The organism is Candidatus Competibacter phosphatis, from assembly GCF_012939995.1.
GTDB classification, from domain to species: Bacteria; Pseudomonadota; Gammaproteobacteria; order Competibacterales; family Competibacteraceae; genus Competibacter; species Competibacter phosphatis.
Genome location: NZ_SPMZ01000068.1, coordinates 1 through 19,786 on the forward strand (window position 1 = coordinate 1; position 19,786 = coordinate 19,786).

Below are 19,786 nucleotides of genomic sequence, written 5' to 3' on the forward strand. Positions count from 1 at the left end.
GAGCGGGTAAACGTTTTGCTGGAGGGGGTGTCCGCCAGTGGAGTGGGCGTATTTCGGTCCGGAACGGGACAACGATCAGGAATCGCCGCGTTGGCACGCCGACTGGACCAGTACCGAGCGGCGGCCACTGTTGGTGCGGCTGAACCTGACGCTGCGAGGCGAATCCTGGCCCGACCTGGTCGTTGCATTGGTCGAGGGGCCACGCTGATGATGGCCACCGATCGCAAAGGGTGCGCCGGACGCTTCGACGCTCGCGAAAACGGCATGGTGCTGGTCATCGTGTTATGGATCATGACCCTGCTGGCGGTGATGGCCGGTGGTTTCGCCTATTCCATGCGGATCGAAACTCGCTTGGCGACCGGCACGGTCGAGCGAGCGCAGGCACGGGCTCTGGCCGAAGCCGGCATGGCCTATGCCTTGGCCTGGCAATTGGATCCGGAGGCGCAAAAACAGTGGCCGGCAAATGGTGACTGGCGCGCATGGTCTTTCGGGGGTGGTCGGCTGCGAATCCAGGTAGTGGACGCCGGCGGCTTGGTGAATCTCAACACCGCCAACTCCGAATTGCTCAAGGCTCTACTGGCTGCGGCCGGCGTCGATCCCCAGGATCAGGACCGTTTGGCGGACGCCATCCAGGACTGGCGCGATCCAGACGATCGGCCATTGCCGCACGGCGCCGAAAGCAGTGACTATCGCGCCGCCGGCCAGCCCGGACCCAAGAATGCGCCATTCGAAAGCGTTGAGGAATTAGGGGGGGTGTTGGGAATGACTCAAGCGATCTATGAGCGGATCGCCGATGTGGGGACGGTGTTTTCCTACCACTCCGGCGTGAATCCGGAACTGGCGCCCGCCCCCTTGCTGCAAGCCCTGGGTTTGGACGAGCGGACCGTGGCCGATTACCTGAAGGCGCGCGCCAGCGCCGTCACCGATGGAACGGTTCCGCCACCGTTGCAGGCCGGCGACGGTCAATCCTTTTTCTCCCCGAGCCGTGCGAACGTTTATCATATTGCCGTTACGGCCGAGACGGAGAGCGGAACATCCGTGACCATAAAGGCCGTTATCGATGGGCGGAGTGTGGCCACCGAGCGGAACCCGCGAGTGCTGGCGTGGCGCGCTGGGGGCTGAAAAATGGCTTTTTGGAAACCAAACCAAAGCTCCCCTTACCCTTTGGATTGATCCTCATACAGCATAAACTCGATTTTTACATGGCCTTGTAGCTCGGAGAACAGGCATTCGCGCATGGTTTTGTCGTTGGATTCATCACGTTTACAAGCTTTGACGATCAACCCCCGCTGGATCTGGAATGCATTCTGGCGCTGGTGGCGGGATGGCCTGCTGGCTTGGTTGCCGGTCAGCGTCCGCCGCTGGTTGACTGGTTCGTCGCGACGCTTGGTGATCGCGGTGGATGAAAATGGGTATGTGTTGTCGCGCGAGGAAGCTGGACAAAACCAGATACTGGAGCGGTTGGATCGGACGTTGCCCGATGATCGGCTGGTGGCGAAGTGGTTTAAGGCAGAAAAAGCTAGACAACTGGTGCTGCGTTTTCCAGCCGACCAGGCGCTGACGCGGACCCTGTCGCTGCCTTTGGCCGCCGAGAAGAACTTGCGCCAAGTGGCGGGGTTCGAGATGGATCGCCTGACGCCGTTTACCGCCGATCAGGTGTACTACCATGCCCGCGTGTTGCAGCGTCAGCCCGAACAGCGCCGTTTACGGGTCGAGTTGACCGCGTTGCCGCGGGTTGCGGTGGATCCGATGCTACTTCAGTTGCGACAACAAGGGCTGTTGCCGGATGTGCTGGATGTGGTGGGTGCCGATTCCGACCTTAATCTGTTGCCGCCGGAACAGCGGGTGCGCCGGGGTCTTTGGGAACAGCGGATGCGGGCGATGGCGATCGTCGCCAGTCTGTTGCTGGTCGCGATGGCTTCGGTGTTGCCGATTTGGCAGCAACGCGCGCTGTTGCTTCAAGCGAACGCCAAGAGCGGCCGGCTTCAGGCGGCGGCGAATCAAGCCATGACCCTACGCGATCAGTTGGATCGGACCTTGCAAACCTCCCGGATGCTGACGGAGAAAAAACAGGCGATTCCGACTCGGGTGGATCTGCTGCGGGAATTGACTCTGATCCTACCAGCGGACACCTGGGTGGAGCGATTGCAGATCAAGGGAGATAGCTTGCAGATCAACGGTCAGTCCACCAAGGCATCGGCGCTGGTCGGTATTCTCGAAGCGTCCGATATGCTGGACAGCGCTAGATTTTTGTCGCCGGTCACCACGGATCCGAGAACCAACAAAGAGCGTTTCCTGTTGGGTGCGCACATCGGCAGGGAGTCGCGATGACCATCGCGACGGCGCCGGGTTGGGGACAACGTCTGGGGGCGTTGGCGCTGCTGTTGCTGGTGGTGGTTGGTAGCTTCTACTTGGTGGTGGAGCGGGGGCTGGCCGCCAGCTACCGTTTTTATGCAGAACGTCTGGAACAGCAGCAGGGTCGATTGGAGCAGCTCGAACGAATGGCCGCCAACCGCGAGCCGATCCAACAGCTGATCACCAGAATCCAGCAGGATCGCAATATAACCGCGCAGTATTTGCCGCAATCCGCGCCACCGCTGGCCGCCGCCGAGCTGCAGCAGCGCGTCAAGGCCGTCGTCGAAGCGGCCGGTGGGACCCTGCGCAGTACGCAGGCGCTGCCGCCGGTCGAGGAAGGAAGCGCCGTGAAGGTGGCTGTCAACGCGACCGTGAGTGGGGATACCGACAGCTTGCAGAAAATTCTGTACGACCTTGAATCGCAGACGCCGCTATTGTTCGTCGACAATCTGGATGTATCGGCGCGAGAGGTCCGTCAACGTCTACCCAACGGCCGGTTGGCTGGCTATACCCGAGTGCAACTGAATATTCAATTTGAAATCTCGGGATACCTGCGCAAAGAGGATGCTAAATGACGGCCAGAAACATCGGCTTATTGCTGTGGTTGCTGGTTGGTGCGGGTGCCGCCGCCGCCGTGTACTGGCAACTCGCGCACCCGCTACGCCCGCCTGCGACATCTACCGCGAGTCGGCCCCCGGAACTGCCGTTGGTGGAGCCCATGCGGCTCTATCAATTGCCGCCACTGGATCAGTATGGTGAGATTGTCCTGCATCCGCTGTTTATCGCGGCTCGCCAGCCGGAACTTCCTCCCCCAGATGAAGCGTCACCAGAAGAACCGCCTGCTCCCCCAGGGCCGGAACAGAAACTGAGGCTGTTCGGTGTGATGATCACATCTAATGCGAGAAAGGCTTTATTGCGATCCGAAGAGCCCAATGCCAAGACGGCACGGGTCAGTCCGGGGGAAACGATAGGCGAGTGGCGGTTGGAGGCCGTTTTCTCGGACCGGGTCGTGTTGCGCAAGGGCCAATCAACTCAGGCATTGCCGTTGATACGCCCGCAAAAACCGAAGGGTCCGCGCGCAGGCCAGGCTGGCGCGCGGCGTGGCCGGAATGCGCAACCGATCGGTCAACCAGCGATGGCGCCCAAACCCGGTGCGCCCCCACCGCCAGTGGTCTCTCCGCCGCCACAAAATAATGGATAAGGGCTCTATTTTCATGAAAAAAGCATGTTTCACGCTGGCTTGCGCGTTGTTGGCGTTGCTGCTCGGCGCGTGCGCGACAGCACCCGCTGACCAGAATGCTCAAGACTCGGCGGAGCCGGCCGCGCCCACCGCTGGCGAAGCGCTTCGCCTGACTTCGGCGCCGTTGCCGTCCGCCGCTCGGCCGCCGCTCGCCAACCAGGACAGCGCCGCGATGACTGCCGGCACCACGATGATCCTGCCAGGGACGGGTAACTTCATCGACAGGAAGACAACCTCCAAGCCGACACCGGTAACCCGCACCGCAGCCGGCGAAGTTACTCTCAATTTCGAGGAGGCCGATATTCGTGACGTCGTTAAAGTCATTTTCGACACCCTCAAGGCAAATTATACGGTCGACTCGCAGGTGCAGGGTGAAGTGACCGTGCAAACCGGTCGGCCGCTCGCACGGGATCAGTTGTTGCCGACCTTGGAGACGCTGCTGCGCGCCAGCAACGCGGTTCTGGTTCGCGAAGGCGAGGTATACCGGATCATTCCGGCCGCAGGCGCCGCGCAAAAAGGGGTTTTGACGCCACGGTTGGGGCAGGGGGGGCTGGGGTATGGTGTGCGGATCGTGCCCTTACGCTATGTGGGCGCCACCGAGATGCAAACGATCATTACGCCGTTTTTACCCGAAGGCGGTGTTCTCCGAGCGGATCCAGTTCGTAACCTGCTGATTTTGGCTGGTACCTCGCAAGAGTTGGCCAACGCCCAAAGCACCATCGATACTTTCGATGTGAACTGGCTCAAGGGGATGTCCATCGGCATGTTCCGGTTGCGCAATGTGGACAGTCAGGCGTTGGCCGGGGAATTGAATCAATTTTTAGGCGAGGGTTCCGGAACGCCCATCGCGGGGATGCTTAAATTCGTACCGCTCAGCAAGCTGAATGCAGTGTTGGTGATTACGCCACAATTGGAATATCTCAAGGAAGCGGCCATCTGGATCGAGCGCCTGGATGGCATCGGTGGCGAACGGCTGTATGTCTATCAGGTGCAGAACAGCCGAGCGGACTACGTGGCCGAATTGCTCAACGGTCTATTCAACCTTGGTGGCAGTGGTGGCGCAAGCCGAGGAGGGGATCTGGCGCCAGGTTTGAAATCATCGCAGCTATCGAGCGGATCGGGCCTGACGGGTGGTTCGAGTTCCAGTTTGAGTGGAGGAAGCGGCAAGTCGACGCTGTCCGGTTCGTCATCCACCGGGTTGAGCAGTTCGGGTACGTCGGAGTACGGGAACGTCCGGACTTGGGGGCTCCACGCCGTCGGTTGGCGGCGGTCGCGTCGGTGGGCGTGCCGGTGGCACGGCCAACGCTAGTGCTGGCACTGGTGGAAGTGGCGCCATTGGTTCGGGTGGACCCAGCGCGGGCATGGAGGAGGTTCGCATCGTCGCCGATACCGAAAATAACTCCTTGCTAATCTGGGCCACCAATCAGAATTACGAGCGGATCATCAGCACGCTGCAAAAGCTGGATGTCACGCCCCGCCAGGTGCTGATCGAGGCCACCATCGCCGAGGTGACCCTGACCGGCAAGTTGCAGTACGGCCTGCAATGGTTTTTCACCAATGATGTAGGCAGCAGTCACACCGGCACGGGCTCGCTCGGGATCAGCGCGAATGACCTGACGGTCAACGATGTGCTGTCGGGTCAAGCAACCGGTGCTTTTTCCTATGCGGTTACCGACAGTGCCGGGTTGGTGCGTGCTTTGCTGAATACCTTGGCTAGCGATTCCAAGGTCAAAGTGCTGTCATCGCCACATGTGATGGTGGTGGACAACCAGCAGGCGGTGATCCGGGTCGGTACCCAGCAACCGATTCCATCCGGTACGACCACCACGAATAACGTGACTACTTCGGGTGGCGTAGAATATAAAGATACCGGTGTACTGTTGGAGGTATTGCCTCGGGTCAATTCGGGCGGCATGGTGAATATGGAAATCAAGCAGGAAGTGATCGATTTGGGGCCGTTGGTGGAAACCACCCAAAGTAGCAGCCAATCCATCTCGTCACGCTCGTTCTTGCAGCGTAGCGTGACCAGCAAGGTGGTGGTCAAGAGTGGCCAGACGCTGGTGCTGGGCGGCTTGATCCGCGACAATCGTTCCGAAGGACAGAGCGGGTTTCCGATACTGTACAAAATTCCGGTGTTGGGAGCGCTATTCGGTAACACCGAAGAGCAGGTGGACCGTACCGAGCTGATCGTACTGATCACCCCACGGGTGGTCGAGAACAGCCAGGAAGCCGATCAGGTGACCGAGGAGATCAAGCGCAAGATGCAGGAGCTTGCACCGATGATTCCAGCATCCTGATGAAGAGGAATCAGAGCGTTGTATTTGTACAACGACGCAGGTCCTGATCTTGGAAGGTTACGAGAGAATCCTTGCATTCCATGGCTCTTCTATTTATAAATACCGCAACCTCTTTATTTTGTTCAAAGGATAAAAGCTGTTGCGCAAACAACAAAATTATGTTGTTATGTTGACACCAGCTTGATTCCCATGTAGTCTTTCCTCTGTGGTCAGACTTTTAGTGTATTTGTTAAGCGCTCGTGCGAAGCAACCTATAGGAGTTACGACATGTTGGCGAATTTCAAAAAGATTGGTGTGGCGGCGGCGGTAGCAACTGCCATCGGCGCCTCTGGCGCCGCCCAAGCGATCACCCTGGGTGAGCCTGGTGGCGCGCTGCTGGTACCTCATGTTCTTTTCGATTCCACAGCCGGAGTCAACACCATGGTTGGTGTGACGGTTGGGGACTCCGTTCCCCCGGGCCAGTTCCCGACGGTGCAAGGCGAGGGAAGTGAGTGCAGTAATGGGACGTTAAAACAGCTTCATTGGTACTTCTTCAGCACCAAGAGCGTGCATTTGGCCGATGGCGCCGTGAATATCAGTTGCAATGACTTTTCGCGGTTCGACTGGGGCTTTGTGATCACCAATCCCGCTCGTCCCTTCCCATCCTTGGATGGCGTCACGGGCTATCTTGTGCTGTCCAGCAATAACGCCCGCAGCGATAGCGCTTACAGCAGCTTCACTCTGTACGGTTCCGCCTATTTGATTCAGGGTGACTGGGCATCCGAAGCCTATATTCCCGTGCTGCCTTTGCGGGATGCGGCGGGTGGCGTGGATGACGAGGTCACCTATAAGGGTGGTATCCCGAGTGATGTAAACCCCCTGCTGGCTGGTATGCCGCTGGCGTATGATGCGGATACGGCGGCGAGGTTCAGCCTGCGTTATTTCGTGGATCCGACTCCTCTGAATGGCAATACTCGGTTTGTGCTCTGGTTCCCGGATAATAGTGGCGAGAAGCACGGTGACGGGAACATCAGCCGTACTGCCGTGGCGATCGATGTCTATGATGCCGATGAAGTCGCTGTTTCCAGCACCCTTTCCTTGCCGAATGAGCTGAATGTCGTCGATGCGAACGGCATTGACGGAACGACCAACGATCCCACGGGCCATGCCATTACCGATTTGGCCAGTGGCCAACCGGCCCTTGATGCGGGTTTTGTGCTGTTCCACCTCGCGGATACCAGTAACACTTTGACTGGGCCGGCATACTCCCGTGCGGGTGTTGCTTTCAGCTTGATTGGTCTCGGCACCTCGGCGAATTCGGTGCAGGTGCAGACCGATTTGGCTCATGAACGGGGTATCGTGCCCGACTATTGAGAGCCGGTTGTTGCTGATGACCGCATAGCATAGGGACGTTTCGGCGTCCCGGTTGGACGGCGCACTTGGTGCGCCGTTCTTCTTTTCAGCAAGCCGTATTGCCATATCAAGGGGAGATAAATGAGTCGATGGATTCTTGCCATGGCTTTGTGGATGGTGGGCATCGTGGCGGTGGCGGAGGACGCGACAACGCCGCCGGTGAGCGCTCCTCCCGATGCCCAATCCCTGTTGCCGACCCAAGGAGTCATTCATGTACTGGCGGACGACATCACAGGCAATGGCCGACTTGATCTGATATTTACTTCGCACAACAACAACGAAATTCAAGTGTACCAGCAAGTGGCGCCGCGCCACTTCGAAGCTCACGACCCGCAAGCGGTTACCGGGTTTCATCCAAACGACACCATTGTGTTGCCGGGTACTCCCAAGCGGTATTTGATCAATGCGGAAGGGGAAGGCAAGTTGAAAGTGGTCAAGGCGCAGCCGGATGGCCGCCTTGAGTTGATCAGCGAACGTGCGCAGCCAGCCCCTAGAGCGAGCACTCCCTTTTTTTTGGCCCGGCTGGGATCTGAGCTTGGCGGTAGCGCCATTTTCCGGTAGGGCCTTGACTTTGCTGCGTGGCTTTAATCCAGAAACTGCCGAGGTCAATGCGGTTTATACTTTGACGCTCGGTAATGAGCCTAAACATGTGCGTTCGGCCGATCTGAATGGCGATGGCATCGATGAATTGGTGCTTACCTCGCGTCTCGGTAATGATGTATGGGTGATCGATTACCCTGGTCCTGATAAAGAGCCAGTTCCTCGCCGGCTATGGTCCTTCGAGCAGGGCTGGCCACGGCATGTGCTTCCTTTCGACATAGACCGGAACGGCACTGTGGACCTGTTGGTGCCCATGGCGGTGCGGCAAGAGATCGTGGTGCTCTTGAACGACGGCAAAGGCCACTTTACGGAAGGCAAACCGATTCCGTATCCAGGAAAGGCGGGTATCCACGTCATGGCGACGGGACAAGACCGGGATGGCACACGGTATTTGCTGGCGGGAGGAATCCATGCGCTAGTGCTCTACCGAGAGATCAAGGATACGCCGGGAATTTTTGAAAATATCCAGTTGCCGTTGGCGAGGTGGCCTAATTGGGTGGAGTTGAAGGATATGGATGGCGATGGTTGGGTGGATGCCGTGACCGCCATCCAAGGCACTGAACCGTCAGCCGTTATCTACGGTCCATTGTGGGAGACCTTCACGAAGCTCGCGGCCGGTAAGAAAGCGGGTTAGGCTAAAACTGTAGCGCGAGCTTTGTATCAATATATCTTGGCTGCAAGTCATTATATCTTTACATCCGATTCATCAATTTTAAAAGGCCGACATGATTCACAGAGTGGTGATAAATCTCATCTTGGCGGTTGTATTTGGACTTGTGCCGCTTTGGGTTCAACAGCAGGCTCTGGCTGCGGAGCAGGGTAGTGCGCCGGCGACGGGGAATGATGATGCGCCATCACCCTCAGCGGTGACGACTCCGCAGACCACCCGTCGACGTCTGGGGAAAATACCGCGAAACCTCTTGGGCGAGAGGTGATCATGGCGCAGGTCGGCGGTGAAAAGATCACTGTTGACGAATTTTATGAAATTCATCTCCCAAGATAGCCGATTGCTCAAAATGGCAACGACCGATCCAGGTAAAGCGCAGGTGCTTCGTGAGATGATTATTGATCGCTTGATCGAGACAGGGATGCGTCGGGAAGGATTTCTCCCCACGGATCATCCCCCAAGTCAGACAGATTACCTGCGAGGCTATAATCTGTTGGCCGCCAAATACTTCCCGGAGGCGAAAAAAAACGCCTGACGAGGAGAAAATTCATCAATACTATCTGGAACATCAGGAGGCATTCGGAATCCCCGCCATGGTCAGGGTTGGGCAAATCCAGTTTCGTGTGCCCGCCAACGCCAGTCCTCAAGAGATCGAGGCTGTCAAGGCACGCGCTGATGCGACCTTGAAACGACTTCGCGCCGGTGAATCCTTTGCGGTCTTGGCGGGGGCACTGACTGAAAATCCCCAAGGCAAGGTGGCCGAGGGCGATCTCGGATTTCTACCCGTCAATCAAGATGCTTGGTTGCAGAAAGCAGTCGCTGATCTAGCACCGGGACAATACTCCGAAGTACTTAAATCTCCAGTTGGTTACGAAATTATCCAACTGAAGGACAAGCGTGACCCCTTGGTGACGCCCTATGCGAATGCGCGCGGAGCGGTGCTTGCTCAAATGCGTCGAGAGGCCATTCGTCAAGGCAGTGAAGCATATGCCTGGCAACTGGCAAAGCAGGTTGGCGTGACCGTCGAGATCGATGAGCTCAAAAGTGCGCTACCCCAGACGACACCTTGAAGGTAAGAATGTCATGTTAAATCCGTGTCGGATTTGCCAGCTTGTCTTGTTGATCGCGGGATTCGTTGGAACTGGAGCCGTGCTGGCCGAGAAGGCCGACACTCCAGCGCCAAGCGCGAATCAAGTCGAGGTGACGCCGCCTACTTCGAGTGGTGCGAGCCAACCGGCTGCGACATCGGAGGAACTCAAAACCGCATTACGGCAACGAGTCGAGCGTTACTGGGCGGCACGCCAAGCGCGTGATGTGAGAACCATGTATGAAATGGAATCGGCGGCACAGCCAGGCGGTTGGCTGAAGCTGGAAAACGCCATGTCGCTGCAGGGCTTACCGGTGCGCAAGGTCCGAGTCGACGCAGTCAATATCGAAGCCGGGCAAGGCAAGGCGCGTATCAGTGGAGAGGTACTGATTGGGACCATGGGCTGGGTACCCCAGACCTTGGAGCAGACCTGGGTGCTGATCGATGGTCAATGGTACCACAAGAGTCAGCGTTAATACCTTGGCGGTGTTGCATCCCCGATGATCGAAACCCTGATCGCGCAGGCGGACCGGTTGGCCGCCGAAGGGCAACTCGAACAAGCCAAGGAGCTGTATATTCGGATCTGTCAGTTCGCGCCTCATCGCGCCCGTTTCTGGTTCCGGCTGGCGGAGCTGCAATACAAGCTCGAATGTTTTGAGGATTGCCAGCGAGCGCTCGAATATGCGCTACGGTTGGAACCATTTAATCCAGCTATATTGTTGTTGGCCTCGGCGGCCCTATTGGAAACAGGGTACTACGCCCAAGTCATACAACTGGCTGATAAGATTTTAAGTTTGGATGGGGATAAACGACTGGGTGCCTTGTTGAACAAGAGCACCGCGTTGCTGCGCCTGGGACGTTTCGCGGAGGTGCTGGTGACCGTCGATGCGGTATTGGAGTCGGACAATGACCAGCCAATGGCGCATGCAAATCGGGGCGTGGCGTTAACCGGTCTCGGACAACACGAGGAAGCCCTTCTCGCCTTTGAGCGAGCGTTGCAACTGCGACCAGGGTATGGGGTAGTCCTCATCAATAAGTCAGCCGTACTGCGGGCATTGCAGCGCTCGGCGGAAGCGCTGACGGTGGCCGATACAGCTCTGACGACCCATCCCACCTCTGCCGCCGCTTTGCTGAATCGCGCGGCTGCCTTGATGGACCTGCAACGATATGAAGAGGCACTGGTAACGCTCGATCATTTGCTTACCCGGCAACCCGACCATGCCAAGGCGTTGTTGAACCGCGCGCTTGCGCTGCTGCAACTGCAGCGTTATCAGGAAGTCTTGACCGCAGTCCATGCACTGCGGGCCGTTGGGCAGCCGACGGGTGAAATCCTGTTAGCCGCAAGCGACAGCCAATTGCGGCAAGGGCGACTGGATCAGGCGTTGGCCTGGATCGAGCAAGGATTGCATTGGTATCCAGATCACGTCGGTTTGCTGCGTGCCCGGGTTGCGATCCTGTTGGCGCGGGAGCGCTATCGGGCCGCGATGTCAACGGCGGAGCGGTTGCTGGTTTTGGCTGGACCCGATCAAGTTCCAGCCCGGCTGGCCGTGGCGGCGGCCTTGAATGCCACGGGGCAGTTCGAGAAGTCGTTGTCGCTGCTGGAAGCATTGCCCTCGTCCGCCAAGGACGATTGGCAATTCCATGCCAAGCTCGGTGAGGCATTGGCCGGTTTGGATCGCTTCGCCGAAGCACGAATGGCCTTTGCCACCGCTGATCGCTTGGCGAAGCGGCCGTTTCGAGCCAACTATCACGATGGTTTCATCCAGATCCGACCGACGGATTCTCCGGTACCACCCGTTACCCCAGAACTGGTTCGGGTGAGTTACGAATTTCGCCGTCTGGAACACGGGGATTGGCAGGACTACGAATATCGCATTACCACCATTCGGCGGTTGACCGAGGAGTGTCTGGAGCGAGGTGAACCATCCCCACTACTACCTTTCCGGGCGTTGTTTCTGCCAGTGTCCCAGGAATTACGGTTGGCGATTGCCCGGCGCGAATCCGAACGGCTGATGGAGGTGGTGGCGGATTCTAGTGTGGCGCATGGAGCTGGTCAGTATGCGGATGGAGCGGCGAAGCGCCTCAAGATCGGCTATTTATCGGCGGATTTTCATGAGCATCCAACCGCACATCTGATGCGCGGGTTTTTTCATTGCCATGATCGGCGTCGTTTCGAGATTTACGGCTACGCTTTGCGCGGCGAGGCGGATAGTGCCTACTACCAGCGCATCAAAAACGATTGCGATCACTTTGTCGATCTTTCCAACATGGATAACGCCGCCGCCGTCCGGCGAATCCAGGCGGATGGCATTCATGTGCTGGTCGACCTGATGGTGTATACGAATGATTCCCGCCCGGAGATTTTCTGTCATCGGCCAGCGCCGATCCAAGTGAACTGGCTCGGATTTCCAGGGAGCAGTGGAGCGCAATATCTGGATTATGTGGTTGTGGACCCGGTCGTATTGCCGCCGGAACAAGCGGTTTTTTGCACCGAGCAGCCGGTTTATCTACCCGACTGCTACCAGGTCAACGACCGCTGGCAGGAAATCGCCGAGACCGGCATCCAGCGGGCGGACCAGGACTTGCCTGAACAATGCTTTGTCTTCTGTTGTTTTAACCAGATTCAGAAGCTTGAACCGGCCATGTTTTCGGTTTGGATGCGCATCCTCCTTCGTGTGTCGGATTCGATACTGTGGCTGTACTCCGAGAGCGAGGAAGCTCAGGACAATCTACGAGCGACCGCTGCGGCTTGCGGGGTGGCCGGCGAGCGGTTGGTGTTTGCCAAACGCCTACCCAAGGATTGCCATCTCGAACGTCACTGTTTGGCCGACCTCTTTCTCGATACGCACATTTACGGTGCGCATACGACCGCTAGCGACGCTTTGTGGGCCGGGTTGCCGGTGTTGACCTGCCTGGGTGAAGCATTCCCGGCGCGGGTGGCCGCCAGCCTGTTGCATGCGGTGGGTTTGCCGGAGCTCATTACCTACTCGCTGGCGGAATACGAGGAGCGGGCGGTGCGACTGGCAACTCAGCCGACGGAGCTGGCGGCGCTGCGGGACAAGCTGGTGTACAATCGCTTGCGAACCCCATTGTTCGACACCGAGCGTTTTACCCGGCATCTCGAACGTGCTTACGAATTGATGTGGGAGCGCGATGTACAGGGACTGCCGCCAGCTCCACTGCATGTATCGGCGCTGCCCGGCCGTGAACCCGGATAGGACTCATGACGCTGGTCGCACAATTCTCAACTGAAGTCGACTGAATCTGTGTCGGTGTTCAATTTGATATTACCGGCGACTTTCAAATCCAGACTTGGACAGGATTGGTTGCTCTATCGGTTTCTGCGCGAGTCCTGGCTGCAACGCCAGTTGTTTCTGAAACTGCTGAAGCGGGATTTCGCCGAACGTTACCGAGGTTCCTATCTGGGGCTGCTCTGGTCACTGTTGCTGCCGCTGTTGTCACTGCTGGTATTCACCTTTTTTTTTCGGCGTGATCTTTAAACTCCGTTGGGGTGAGCATGGGGGCAGTTCGTTGAGCGAATTGGCGTTGATCCTGTTTGTCGGTATGGCGCTCTATAATTTTCTTGCCGAATGTCTCAGCCGCGCCCCTGGTCTGATCCTGGCGCACCAGAATTATGTCAAGAACGTCATCTTCCCTCTGGAGATGTTACCGGCGGTGATGGCGACCTCCGCCTTGCTGACGCTGGCCGCCACATTGTCCGTGATTCTGCTGTTGCAGGAGACGCTGGGTAGTGGTCTGAGCTGGACGGTGTTGTTGCTACCGCTCTTGGTGTTGCCGCTGCTGTTGCTTGCGCTGGGTCTGAGCTGGTTTCTGGCTGCCTTGGGGGTATACATCCGCGATATCCAGCAGTTGATCGTGCCGCTGGTGCAATTACTGATGTTCATGAGTCCGGTGTTCTATCCGGTCAGCGCCCTGCCGGAAGCCGTCCGATACTGGTTCCAGTTCAATCCGCTGGCGCTGATGATCGAACAGACTCGGGGGATTATTCTATTTAACCAACCACCTGCTTGGATGCCCTACCTGTTTTGCCTGGGCGTGGGATTGTTGGTGGCGTTGCTGGGTGCCTATTGGTTTGCCCGAACTCGCAGGGGATTCGCCGATGTCCTCTGAACCGGTGAGCGACCGCTCGACCGAAGAGCAGTTCGTGATCGAGGTGAATGAGGTTGGTAAGTGCTACCAGATCTACGAGAAACCGCAGGACCGCCTGAAGCAGATGCTATGGCGTGGCCGGCGCCGCTACTATCACGAGTTCTGGGCCTTGCGGAACATGTCGTTTACGGTTCGGCGCGGTCAGACGGTTGGGGTGATCGGCCGGAACGGCTCCGGTAAATCCACCCTGCTCAAGATGCTTTGCGGCACGCTGGCGCCCACCACCGGTACGCTGGCGGTGCGAGGTCGGGTCGCGGCGCTGCTGGAACTGGGTACCGGGTTCAATCCAGAGTTTACCGGTCGCGAGAACGTCTACCTCAACGCCGCGATTCTCGGTCTCGACGACATGGAAATCGAATGTTACCTGCCCGAGATTCTGGCCTTTGCCGACATTGGCGAATTCATCGACCAACCCGTCAAGACCTATTCCAGCGGCATGGCGGTACGGTTGGCTTTCTCCGTCGCCGCTCATGTCCGCGCCGACATCCTGGTCATCGACGAGGCATTGGCGGTCGGCGATATGTTTTTCGTGCAGAAATGTATGCGTTTTCTCCGCAAGTTTCAGGAGCATGGCACCTTGTTTTTCGTCAGCCACGACACTGCGGCGGTGGTCAATCTCTGCGATTACACGTTATGGCTGGAACAGGGACAGGTGCGTGAGTCGGGTCCAGCCAAGGAGGTCTGCGAGCACTACTTGGCAACCTTGCGCGAATCCCAGGGTGCGACTGTTTCGGTAGCGCCGTTGCCACGACAACCCGACGCCGAAATTGCCCCGCATGCGCCGATGGAGCGGGTGGATCAGCGGCTGGCGTTTCTGAATCAGACCCGCTTTCGTAACGATATTGAACTGTTCGAATTTCGCCGTGAAGTTAATAGCTACGGTACTGGGATGGTTCAGATCAAGGACGTCCATTTTCAAGACGAGCAAGGCCGTATCCTGAGCTGGATTGTCGGAGGTGAAATAATTATCCTGGTCGTGAATACACTAGTGCTAGCTAATTTTGACAACCCTATCATTGGTTTTTTTTATCAAGGATCGACTTGGTCAGCACCTATTCGGGGAGAATACCTATCTGACTTATGCCAATGATCCTCGTCCAGCAGTTGTTAATCAATATTTGATCGCAGGGTTTACCTTCCGCATGCCAGTGCTGCCGGTTGGCGATTATTCGGTAGATGTAGCAGTCGCTTCGGGTACGCAGAAAGACCATGTTACCCATTGCTGGTGCCACGATGTTCTGATTTTTTAAGTCCCATGCTAGTAGTGTGCGTCAAGGCTATGGGTTGATGGGTATACCAATGCTGACTATCGAACTGAAGGTTGCCAGCATGTTGGAACCGCTTCAGAAATCATGCTCATGATCGCTTTTCGTAAGGGCCTCAAAGGCAAAATCCGTAAGTTGATGCAGCAACGTCATGGTGATGACCAATAGCTGTTCCAAGTTGGCTTACGTGCCAGAATTAGATGGCCTTCGTGGCATCGCGATTCTTGCCGTTATGTTCTTCCACGCTGAGATTCAATTTTTTTGAAGGGGGATTTATCGGCGTGGATATTTTTTTTTGTATTGAGTGGCTTCTTGATCACATCGTTACTTGTGCAAGAATTTGATTGTATGGGGGCGCGCATTAACCTACAGCATTTCTACATGAGGCGTGTGCTAAGGCTTGGCCCATCTTTGATATGTTTGCTGGTCGTGTTTTGCCTTATAAGTTCTTTGGTATTAGGCAAGGAAATGGCTATCAAGAATTTTATTGATGCTGTGATTTCTCTGGTATATCTTTCAAATTGGGCAAGAGCTTTTGAGTTACACCCGCCTGATTTTCTTGGGCATACATGGTCGCTCTCAATTGAAGAGCAATTTTACATTCTATGGCCAGTTGTTTTATTGACCCTGCTCCGTATAACAAAAAAATCGTTGGTATATCGTCTTTGTATCGACTCTTGTTGCGTTGTTTTCTTGGTTCCTTAGACTCTATCTTGTTATGAATGATGCAACAGCAGAACGAATGTATAATGGGTTGGATACAAGAGCGGATGCGTTGATGGTTGGTTGCACTCTTGGTGTGCTGATATCTTCGAGCTTAATAAGTGAAAACATTAAGGAATATTTGTCGAAATACCTTATGGTTATCGCCCCTTTTTTCTATGATAGGCCTTCTTGCCTTTTCCATTTTTTAGCAAATGGCAAGATCCAAGAATGTATTATTTAGGATTCTTTGTCATCGACCTTCTTACAGCAACATTGATTCTCGATATCCTCGTAGGCAAACGAAGCATTGTTGGCAAAATTTTCACGATGAAATGGTTGATTTGGGTAGGATCAGTTTCCTACGGTCTATATCTTTGGCATTATCCAATATTTAGGACAATTTTAGCTCTAGGATTTAATCATCTGACGGTTATTTTGATTGGTACAGTTTTTAACTTTAATCGCTGCTGCATGTTCCTACTATTTCCTGGAAAGACCGATACTTAAATTCAAAAAGTCATTTACTTATGCGACATTTAATAAAAGCGTTAGTTAACCTCTGCTTGCGATACGCTCAGCACAGGTGGGATAATCGTAAGTTAATAAATATCCCACAATTTGTATTTGTGTAGGAAAACTATAGATTCGCTTGTGCCAAGCTGTTATCTGATACCAATCAAAATTGACCAAAACATCATTTATGGTGATCAGTTATGACTAATCAAGACAAAATAGTGGTTGATCGCTTTCATGATCTTTATTATAACGGTCTGGAAGGTACGGGTCCTATTTTCGCGCAAACTTATTGGTTTAATACTCCTTGTCTGAAATGTCCACTAGATCTTTGGATTTACCAGGAGATCATCGCTGAAATCAGGCCCAAGCTAATAATCGAAACAGGCACCCATCTTGGCGGCAGCGCGCTTTTCTTGGCGCATATGCTAGACATCTTAGGCTATGGCGAGGTGATTACTATAGATATTATAGAGAACGCTACTAGACCGATACACCCTAAGATCAACTATGTAAAGGGTTCCAGTGTGGACTCAGTGCTCATCGATTCCCTATTGCGCCACCGTTCTGAAGAAACCAGATTAGTCATTCTAGATTCTGATCACACTAAACATCATGTGGCGCAGGAGCTTGAATTATTTGCTCCATATGTCAGTGTGGGAAGTTATATAATAGTAGAAGATACAAATATAAATGGACACCCGATTTATCCTTCGTTTGGTGAAGGGCCGTTTGAGGCAGTAGAAGAGTTCTTGAGTCAAAATAAAAATTTTATAATAGATAAGACTAGAGAGAAGTTCTTAATGACATTTAATCCATATGGTTATTTGAAGCGAATTAGGTAATTGGTATTGGCAATTATGATGGTTGATCGGATCGTGCGTTTGATGAGTATGTGGGGCAGTGAGGGGTGGACTTGCAGTAGACATAAACTCAATGCAAATTCGACTAAGTCAAATATCAAGTTGACTATTTTCACAGGTAAATAAAAAATAATTTCAGGGGTTATTGATGGCTACTCATTCTGATTCGATATCGCCTGTGATTGTTATGTCGCCCCTCCTACCTGTTATCGATATAATTATCCCGGTTTACCGTGGGCTGGATGAAACCCGGCGCTGTTTGGAGAGCGTGCTGGCGTTTCCTCAGCGGACCACCTGCGAAATCGTGGTGATCGACGATTGCAGCCCGGAACCGGAGTTGAGCACTTTTCTGCGGCAACAAGCGGAAACCGGTGCTTTCACCCTGCTGGAAAATCCGGTCAATACTGGTTTCGTCAATGCGGTCAACCGGGGTATGGTGTTGCACCCCGATCGCGATGTGGTACTGCTCAACAGCGACACAGAGGTGCATGGCGACTGGCTGGATCGTTTGTACCAACATGCGGGTGGCGATCCGATGATTGGAACGGTGACCCCGTTTTCCAACAATGCCACGATTTGCAGCTATCCGCGTTTCATGCAAGATAATCCACTGCCGGCTGGTTGGTCGCTGGCGGCATTGGATGCCTTGTTCGCGGAGATCAACGCCGGGCAAGCCGTGGACATGCCGACCGCAGTCGGATTCTGTATGTACATTACCCGGCGTTGCCTGGATCAGGTCGGTTATTTCGACGCCGCTCTGTTCGCGCGTGGCTACGGTGAGGAAAACGATTTCTCGATGCGGGCGCTGGAAATCGGGTTTCGCCATCTGCATGCCGCCGACGTGTTTGTTTATCATCGTGGCGGAATCTCCTTTGGCATGGAGAGCGCCACTCTATGCGCACAAGCTCAGCAGATTCTGGAGCAACGGCAACCCCGCTATTTTCCGCTGGTCGGTGACTATTGCGCTCGCGATCCGGCCCGTTTGCTGCGGCGGCGTATCGACAATGCCCGGTTGGCGCGCTCATCAAAGCCTCGATTGTTGTTTGTCATGCATAAGGGTGGCGGTGGCACCGAGAAGCATGTGCGGGAGTTGGCGGCGCTGCTGGAACCGGATTACGAGGTCTTTATCCTGCGGGCTTTCGATGCCACGACGGCGGTGCTGGAATGGGCGCGGCACGGGGAAGAATTCAGTGTCTGGTTTCCAATGCCATATGCCTACTCCGACTTATTGAGTTTTCTCAGGCAACTGTCGGTGGCTCGCATCCATTTCCATCATGTGCTCGATCTGCAACAGCAATTGCTGCAACTGCCTAATGATTTGGCGATTCCCTACGATTTTACCTTGCACGATTATTATCCGATTTGCCCGCAATACAATCTAGCGCGAGCGGATGGCCGCTATTGCGGTGAGCCGGACACGGCGGGTTGCACGGCCTGTTTAGCTGAACGTCCCGCTCCTTGGGGTTTGGATATTCTGTCCTGGCGCACCTGTTTTGAGCACTTACTGGTCGGTGCCGAGCGAGTTATCGTGCCATCGCAGGATCTTTTGACCCGAATGCAGCGTTATGTCCCCGAGGCGCATTATCACTATCTTCCTCATCCAGAGCCGATGTTGGATAGCGTGACGATTCCGCCATCGTGCGATGGAGTTGGCGAGCTTAAAGTGCTGGTGCTGGGTCGTCTGACGCCAGCCAAGGGATTGCATCTGTTGGAGCGTTGCGCCGACGATGCCAAAACGCGAGAATTACCGCTTTTTTTCCGAGTGATTGGCCATGCGGATCGCGAGACGCGACAGGAACCCGATTTGCCGTTGTCTTTCTCCGGCCCTTACCAAGATGAGCGCCTATTGCTGCTGATCGCCCGGGAACGTCCTGATGTAATCTTTTTTCCGGCGCAGTGGCCGGAAACCTATTCCTACACCCTCAGTGTCGCCATACGAACGGGTTTACCGATTGTTGCCCCTCGATTGGGAGCTTTCATCGAGCGATTGGTAAATCACCCACAGTCTTGGCTACTAGACTGGGATACGCCCGCTGGGATTTGGAATGATCTATTCATGGGCCTGCGGCGTATTTCAGAATCAACCCCATGTTAAATGTCCATCATCCGCTGGATCGATAATCCTTCATGACAGGGCGAAATTATGGGTTGGATGTGTTGCAGGCGGCGGCGATACTGCTTGTTCTGACCTCTCATGCTACTTTCTTTATTATTCAAGCTATTCCAGAGTCTGATCGGGTCAAGCTGATCAGCTATTTTTGTGGGTTCTGGAGAGTGGAGCTTTTTTTTGTTCTGAGTGGGTTTTTGATTGGGAAAATATAGCTAAACAAAGTAATAGTGATCATATTTTATTGGAACGAAAGAGTTCATCAACGGAACAGTGAGTTTGTTTGCGGATGGCTTTGGCCTGAGCCCACTTGTGCTCAATGGGGTTGAGGTCGGGCGAATAAGGCGGGAGATATTCGAGGGTGTGGCCGGCTTGGCGGAGGGCGTTTTGAACGTCGGCGCGTTTGTGGAAAGTGGCGTTGTCCAGGACGATCACGGGCGGCGGGGGGAAGTTGCGGCAAGGAGGACGGTGGCGAATCCGAGGCGAGAAAGACGTCCGCGTTGACGCTGGATTCGAACAAGCCGA

Annotated in this window: 20 protein-coding genes and 2 pseudogenes; 21 read left to right on the forward strand and 1 reads right to left on the reverse strand. The window is 55.1% G+C overall.

Annotation, left to right across the window (positions count from 1 at the left end):
* Positions 1 to 37 precede the first annotated feature (37 nt).
* The 21 genes and pseudogenes from E4P82_RS17945 to E4P82_RS18040 all read left to right on the forward strand — a co-directional run bounded on the left by E4P82_RS17945 (position 38) and on the right by E4P82_RS18040 (position 19,476).
* Entirely contained in the window at positions 38 to 208 is a 171-nt protein-coding gene (locus E4P82_RS17945; RefSeq protein WP_169250160.1) for a hypothetical protein, read from the forward strand.
* The gene (locus tag E4P82_RS17950; protein ID WP_169250161.1) at positions 208 to 1,122 is read left to right on the forward strand and encodes a type II secretion system minor pseudopilin; all 915 of its coding nucleotides are present in this window, start codon (positions 208 to 210) and stop codon (positions 1,120 to 1,122) included. Before E4P82_RS17945 ends, E4P82_RS17950 begins: the two co-directional genes overlap by 1 nt.
* Before the next feature lie 150 nt (positions 1,123 to 1,272).
* Positions 1,273 to 2,331 carry a PilN domain-containing protein gene (locus E4P82_RS17955; RefSeq protein ID WP_169250162.1) on the forward strand — a complete coding sequence of 353 codons (1,059 nt, stop codon included), beginning with the start codon at positions 1,273 to 1,275 and terminating at the stop codon, positions 2,329 to 2,331.
* Positions 2,328 to 2,930: a type II secretion system protein GspM gene (gspM, locus tag E4P82_RS17960; RefSeq protein ID WP_169250163.1), complete on the forward strand. Its 603-nt coding sequence runs from the start codon at positions 2,328 to 2,330 to the stop codon at positions 2,928 to 2,930. Before E4P82_RS17955 ends, gspM begins: the two co-directional genes overlap by 4 nt.
* On the forward strand, positions 2,927 to 3,556 hold the full coding sequence (locus E4P82_RS17965) for a type II secretion system protein N (protein ID WP_169250164.1): 630 nt from the start codon (positions 2,927 to 2,929) through the stop codon (positions 3,554 to 3,556). The genes gspM and E4P82_RS17965 overlap by 4 nt, the downstream gene beginning before the upstream one ends.
* 13 nt (positions 3,557 to 3,569) lie before the next feature.
* A complete protein-coding gene (locus E4P82_RS17970; protein WP_169250165.1) occupies positions 3,570 to 4,904 on the forward strand; it encodes a secretin N-terminal domain-containing protein in 1,335 nt (444 codons plus the stop codon).
* A 25-nt stretch (positions 4,905 to 4,929) separates the two neighbouring features.
* Positions 4,930 to 5,892: a type II secretion system protein GspD gene (locus E4P82_RS17975; protein ID WP_338140971.1), complete on the forward strand. Its 963-nt coding sequence runs from the start codon at positions 4,930 to 4,932 to the stop codon at positions 5,890 to 5,892.
* A gap of 267 nt (positions 5,893 to 6,159) precedes the next feature.
* Positions 6,160 to 7,245 carry a hypothetical protein gene (locus E4P82_RS17980; protein WP_169250167.1) on the forward strand — a complete coding sequence of 362 codons (1,086 nt, stop codon included), beginning with the start codon at positions 6,160 to 6,162 and terminating at the stop codon, positions 7,243 to 7,245.
* Between the two features lie 153 nt (positions 7,246 to 7,398).
* Positions 7,399 to 7,845 (forward strand): hypothetical protein, encoded by a 447-nt coding sequence (locus tag E4P82_RS17985; RefSeq protein ID WP_169250168.1) that lies wholly within the window; start codon positions 7,399 to 7,401, stop codon positions 7,843 to 7,845.
* Between the two features lie 4 nt (positions 7,846 to 7,849).
* Positions 7,850 to 8,518 carry an FG-GAP repeat domain-containing protein gene (locus E4P82_RS17990; RefSeq protein ID WP_169250169.1) on the forward strand — a complete coding sequence of 223 codons (669 nt, stop codon included), beginning with the start codon at positions 7,850 to 7,852 and terminating at the stop codon, positions 8,516 to 8,518.
* Between the two features lie 346 nt (positions 8,519 to 8,864).
* On the forward strand, positions 8,865 to 9,086 hold the full coding sequence (locus tag E4P82_RS17995; protein WP_169250170.1) for a hypothetical protein: 222 nt from the start codon (positions 8,865 to 8,867) through the stop codon (positions 9,084 to 9,086).
* 49 nt (positions 9,087 to 9,135) lie between these two features.
* Complete coding sequence (locus tag E4P82_RS18000; protein ID WP_312915645.1) at positions 9,136 to 9,621, forward strand: peptidylprolyl isomerase; 486 nt, start codon at positions 9,136 to 9,138, stop codon at positions 9,619 to 9,621.
* A gap of 79 nt (positions 9,622 to 9,700) precedes the next feature.
* Positions 9,701 to 10,114: a hypothetical protein gene (locus E4P82_RS18005; protein WP_169250171.1), complete on the forward strand. Its 414-nt coding sequence runs from the start codon at positions 9,701 to 9,703 to the stop codon at positions 10,112 to 10,114.
* Between the two features lie 24 nt (positions 10,115 to 10,138).
* A complete protein-coding gene (locus E4P82_RS18010; protein WP_169250172.1) occupies positions 10,139 to 12,856 on the forward strand; it encodes a tetratricopeptide repeat protein in 2,718 nt (905 codons plus the stop codon).
* 48 nt (positions 12,857 to 12,904) lie between these two features.
* The gene (locus E4P82_RS22395; protein ID WP_246327694.1) at positions 12,905 to 13,138 is read left to right on the forward strand and encodes a hypothetical protein; all 234 of its coding nucleotides are present in this window, start codon (positions 12,905 to 12,907) and stop codon (positions 13,136 to 13,138) included.
* A 31-nt stretch (positions 13,139 to 13,169) separates the two neighbouring features.
* The gene (locus E4P82_RS18015; RefSeq protein WP_246327695.1) at positions 13,170 to 13,769 is read left to right on the forward strand and encodes an ABC transporter permease; all 600 of its coding nucleotides are present in this window, start codon (positions 13,170 to 13,172) and stop codon (positions 13,767 to 13,769) included.
* A pseudogene (locus tag E4P82_RS18020) lies at positions 13,759 to 15,170 on the forward strand (ABC transporter ATP-binding protein). Before E4P82_RS18015 ends, E4P82_RS18020 begins: the two are co-directional and overlap by 11 nt.
* Before the next feature lie 251 nt (positions 15,171 to 15,421).
* Positions 15,422 to 15,778 (forward strand): acyltransferase family protein, encoded by a 357-nt coding sequence (locus tag E4P82_RS23825; RefSeq protein ID WP_420887139.1) that lies wholly within the window; start codon positions 15,422 to 15,424, stop codon positions 15,776 to 15,778.
* A 713-nt stretch (positions 15,779 to 16,491) separates the two neighbouring features.
* Positions 16,492 to 17,136, forward strand: a complete 645-nt coding sequence (locus tag E4P82_RS18030) for a CmcI family methyltransferase (protein ID WP_169250174.1) — start codon at positions 16,492 to 16,494, stop codon at positions 17,134 to 17,136.
* Between the two features lie 205 nt (positions 17,137 to 17,341).
* Positions 17,342 to 19,249: a glycosyltransferase gene (locus E4P82_RS18035; RefSeq protein WP_169250175.1), complete on the forward strand. Its 1,908-nt coding sequence runs from the start codon at positions 17,342 to 17,344 to the stop codon at positions 19,247 to 19,249.
* Between the two features lie 32 nt (positions 19,250 to 19,281).
* Positions 19,282 to 19,476: an acyltransferase family protein gene (locus tag E4P82_RS18040; RefSeq protein WP_169250176.1), complete on the forward strand. Its 195-nt coding sequence runs from the start codon at positions 19,282 to 19,284 to the stop codon at positions 19,474 to 19,476.
* A 19-nt stretch (positions 19,477 to 19,495) separates the two neighbouring features.
* Here the strand turns inward: E4P82_RS18040 and E4P82_RS18045 are convergent.
* A pseudogene (locus E4P82_RS18045) lies at positions 19,496 to 19,702 on the reverse strand (transposase); the annotation flags it as partial.
* Between the last annotated feature and the right edge of the window lie 84 nt (positions 19,703 to 19,786).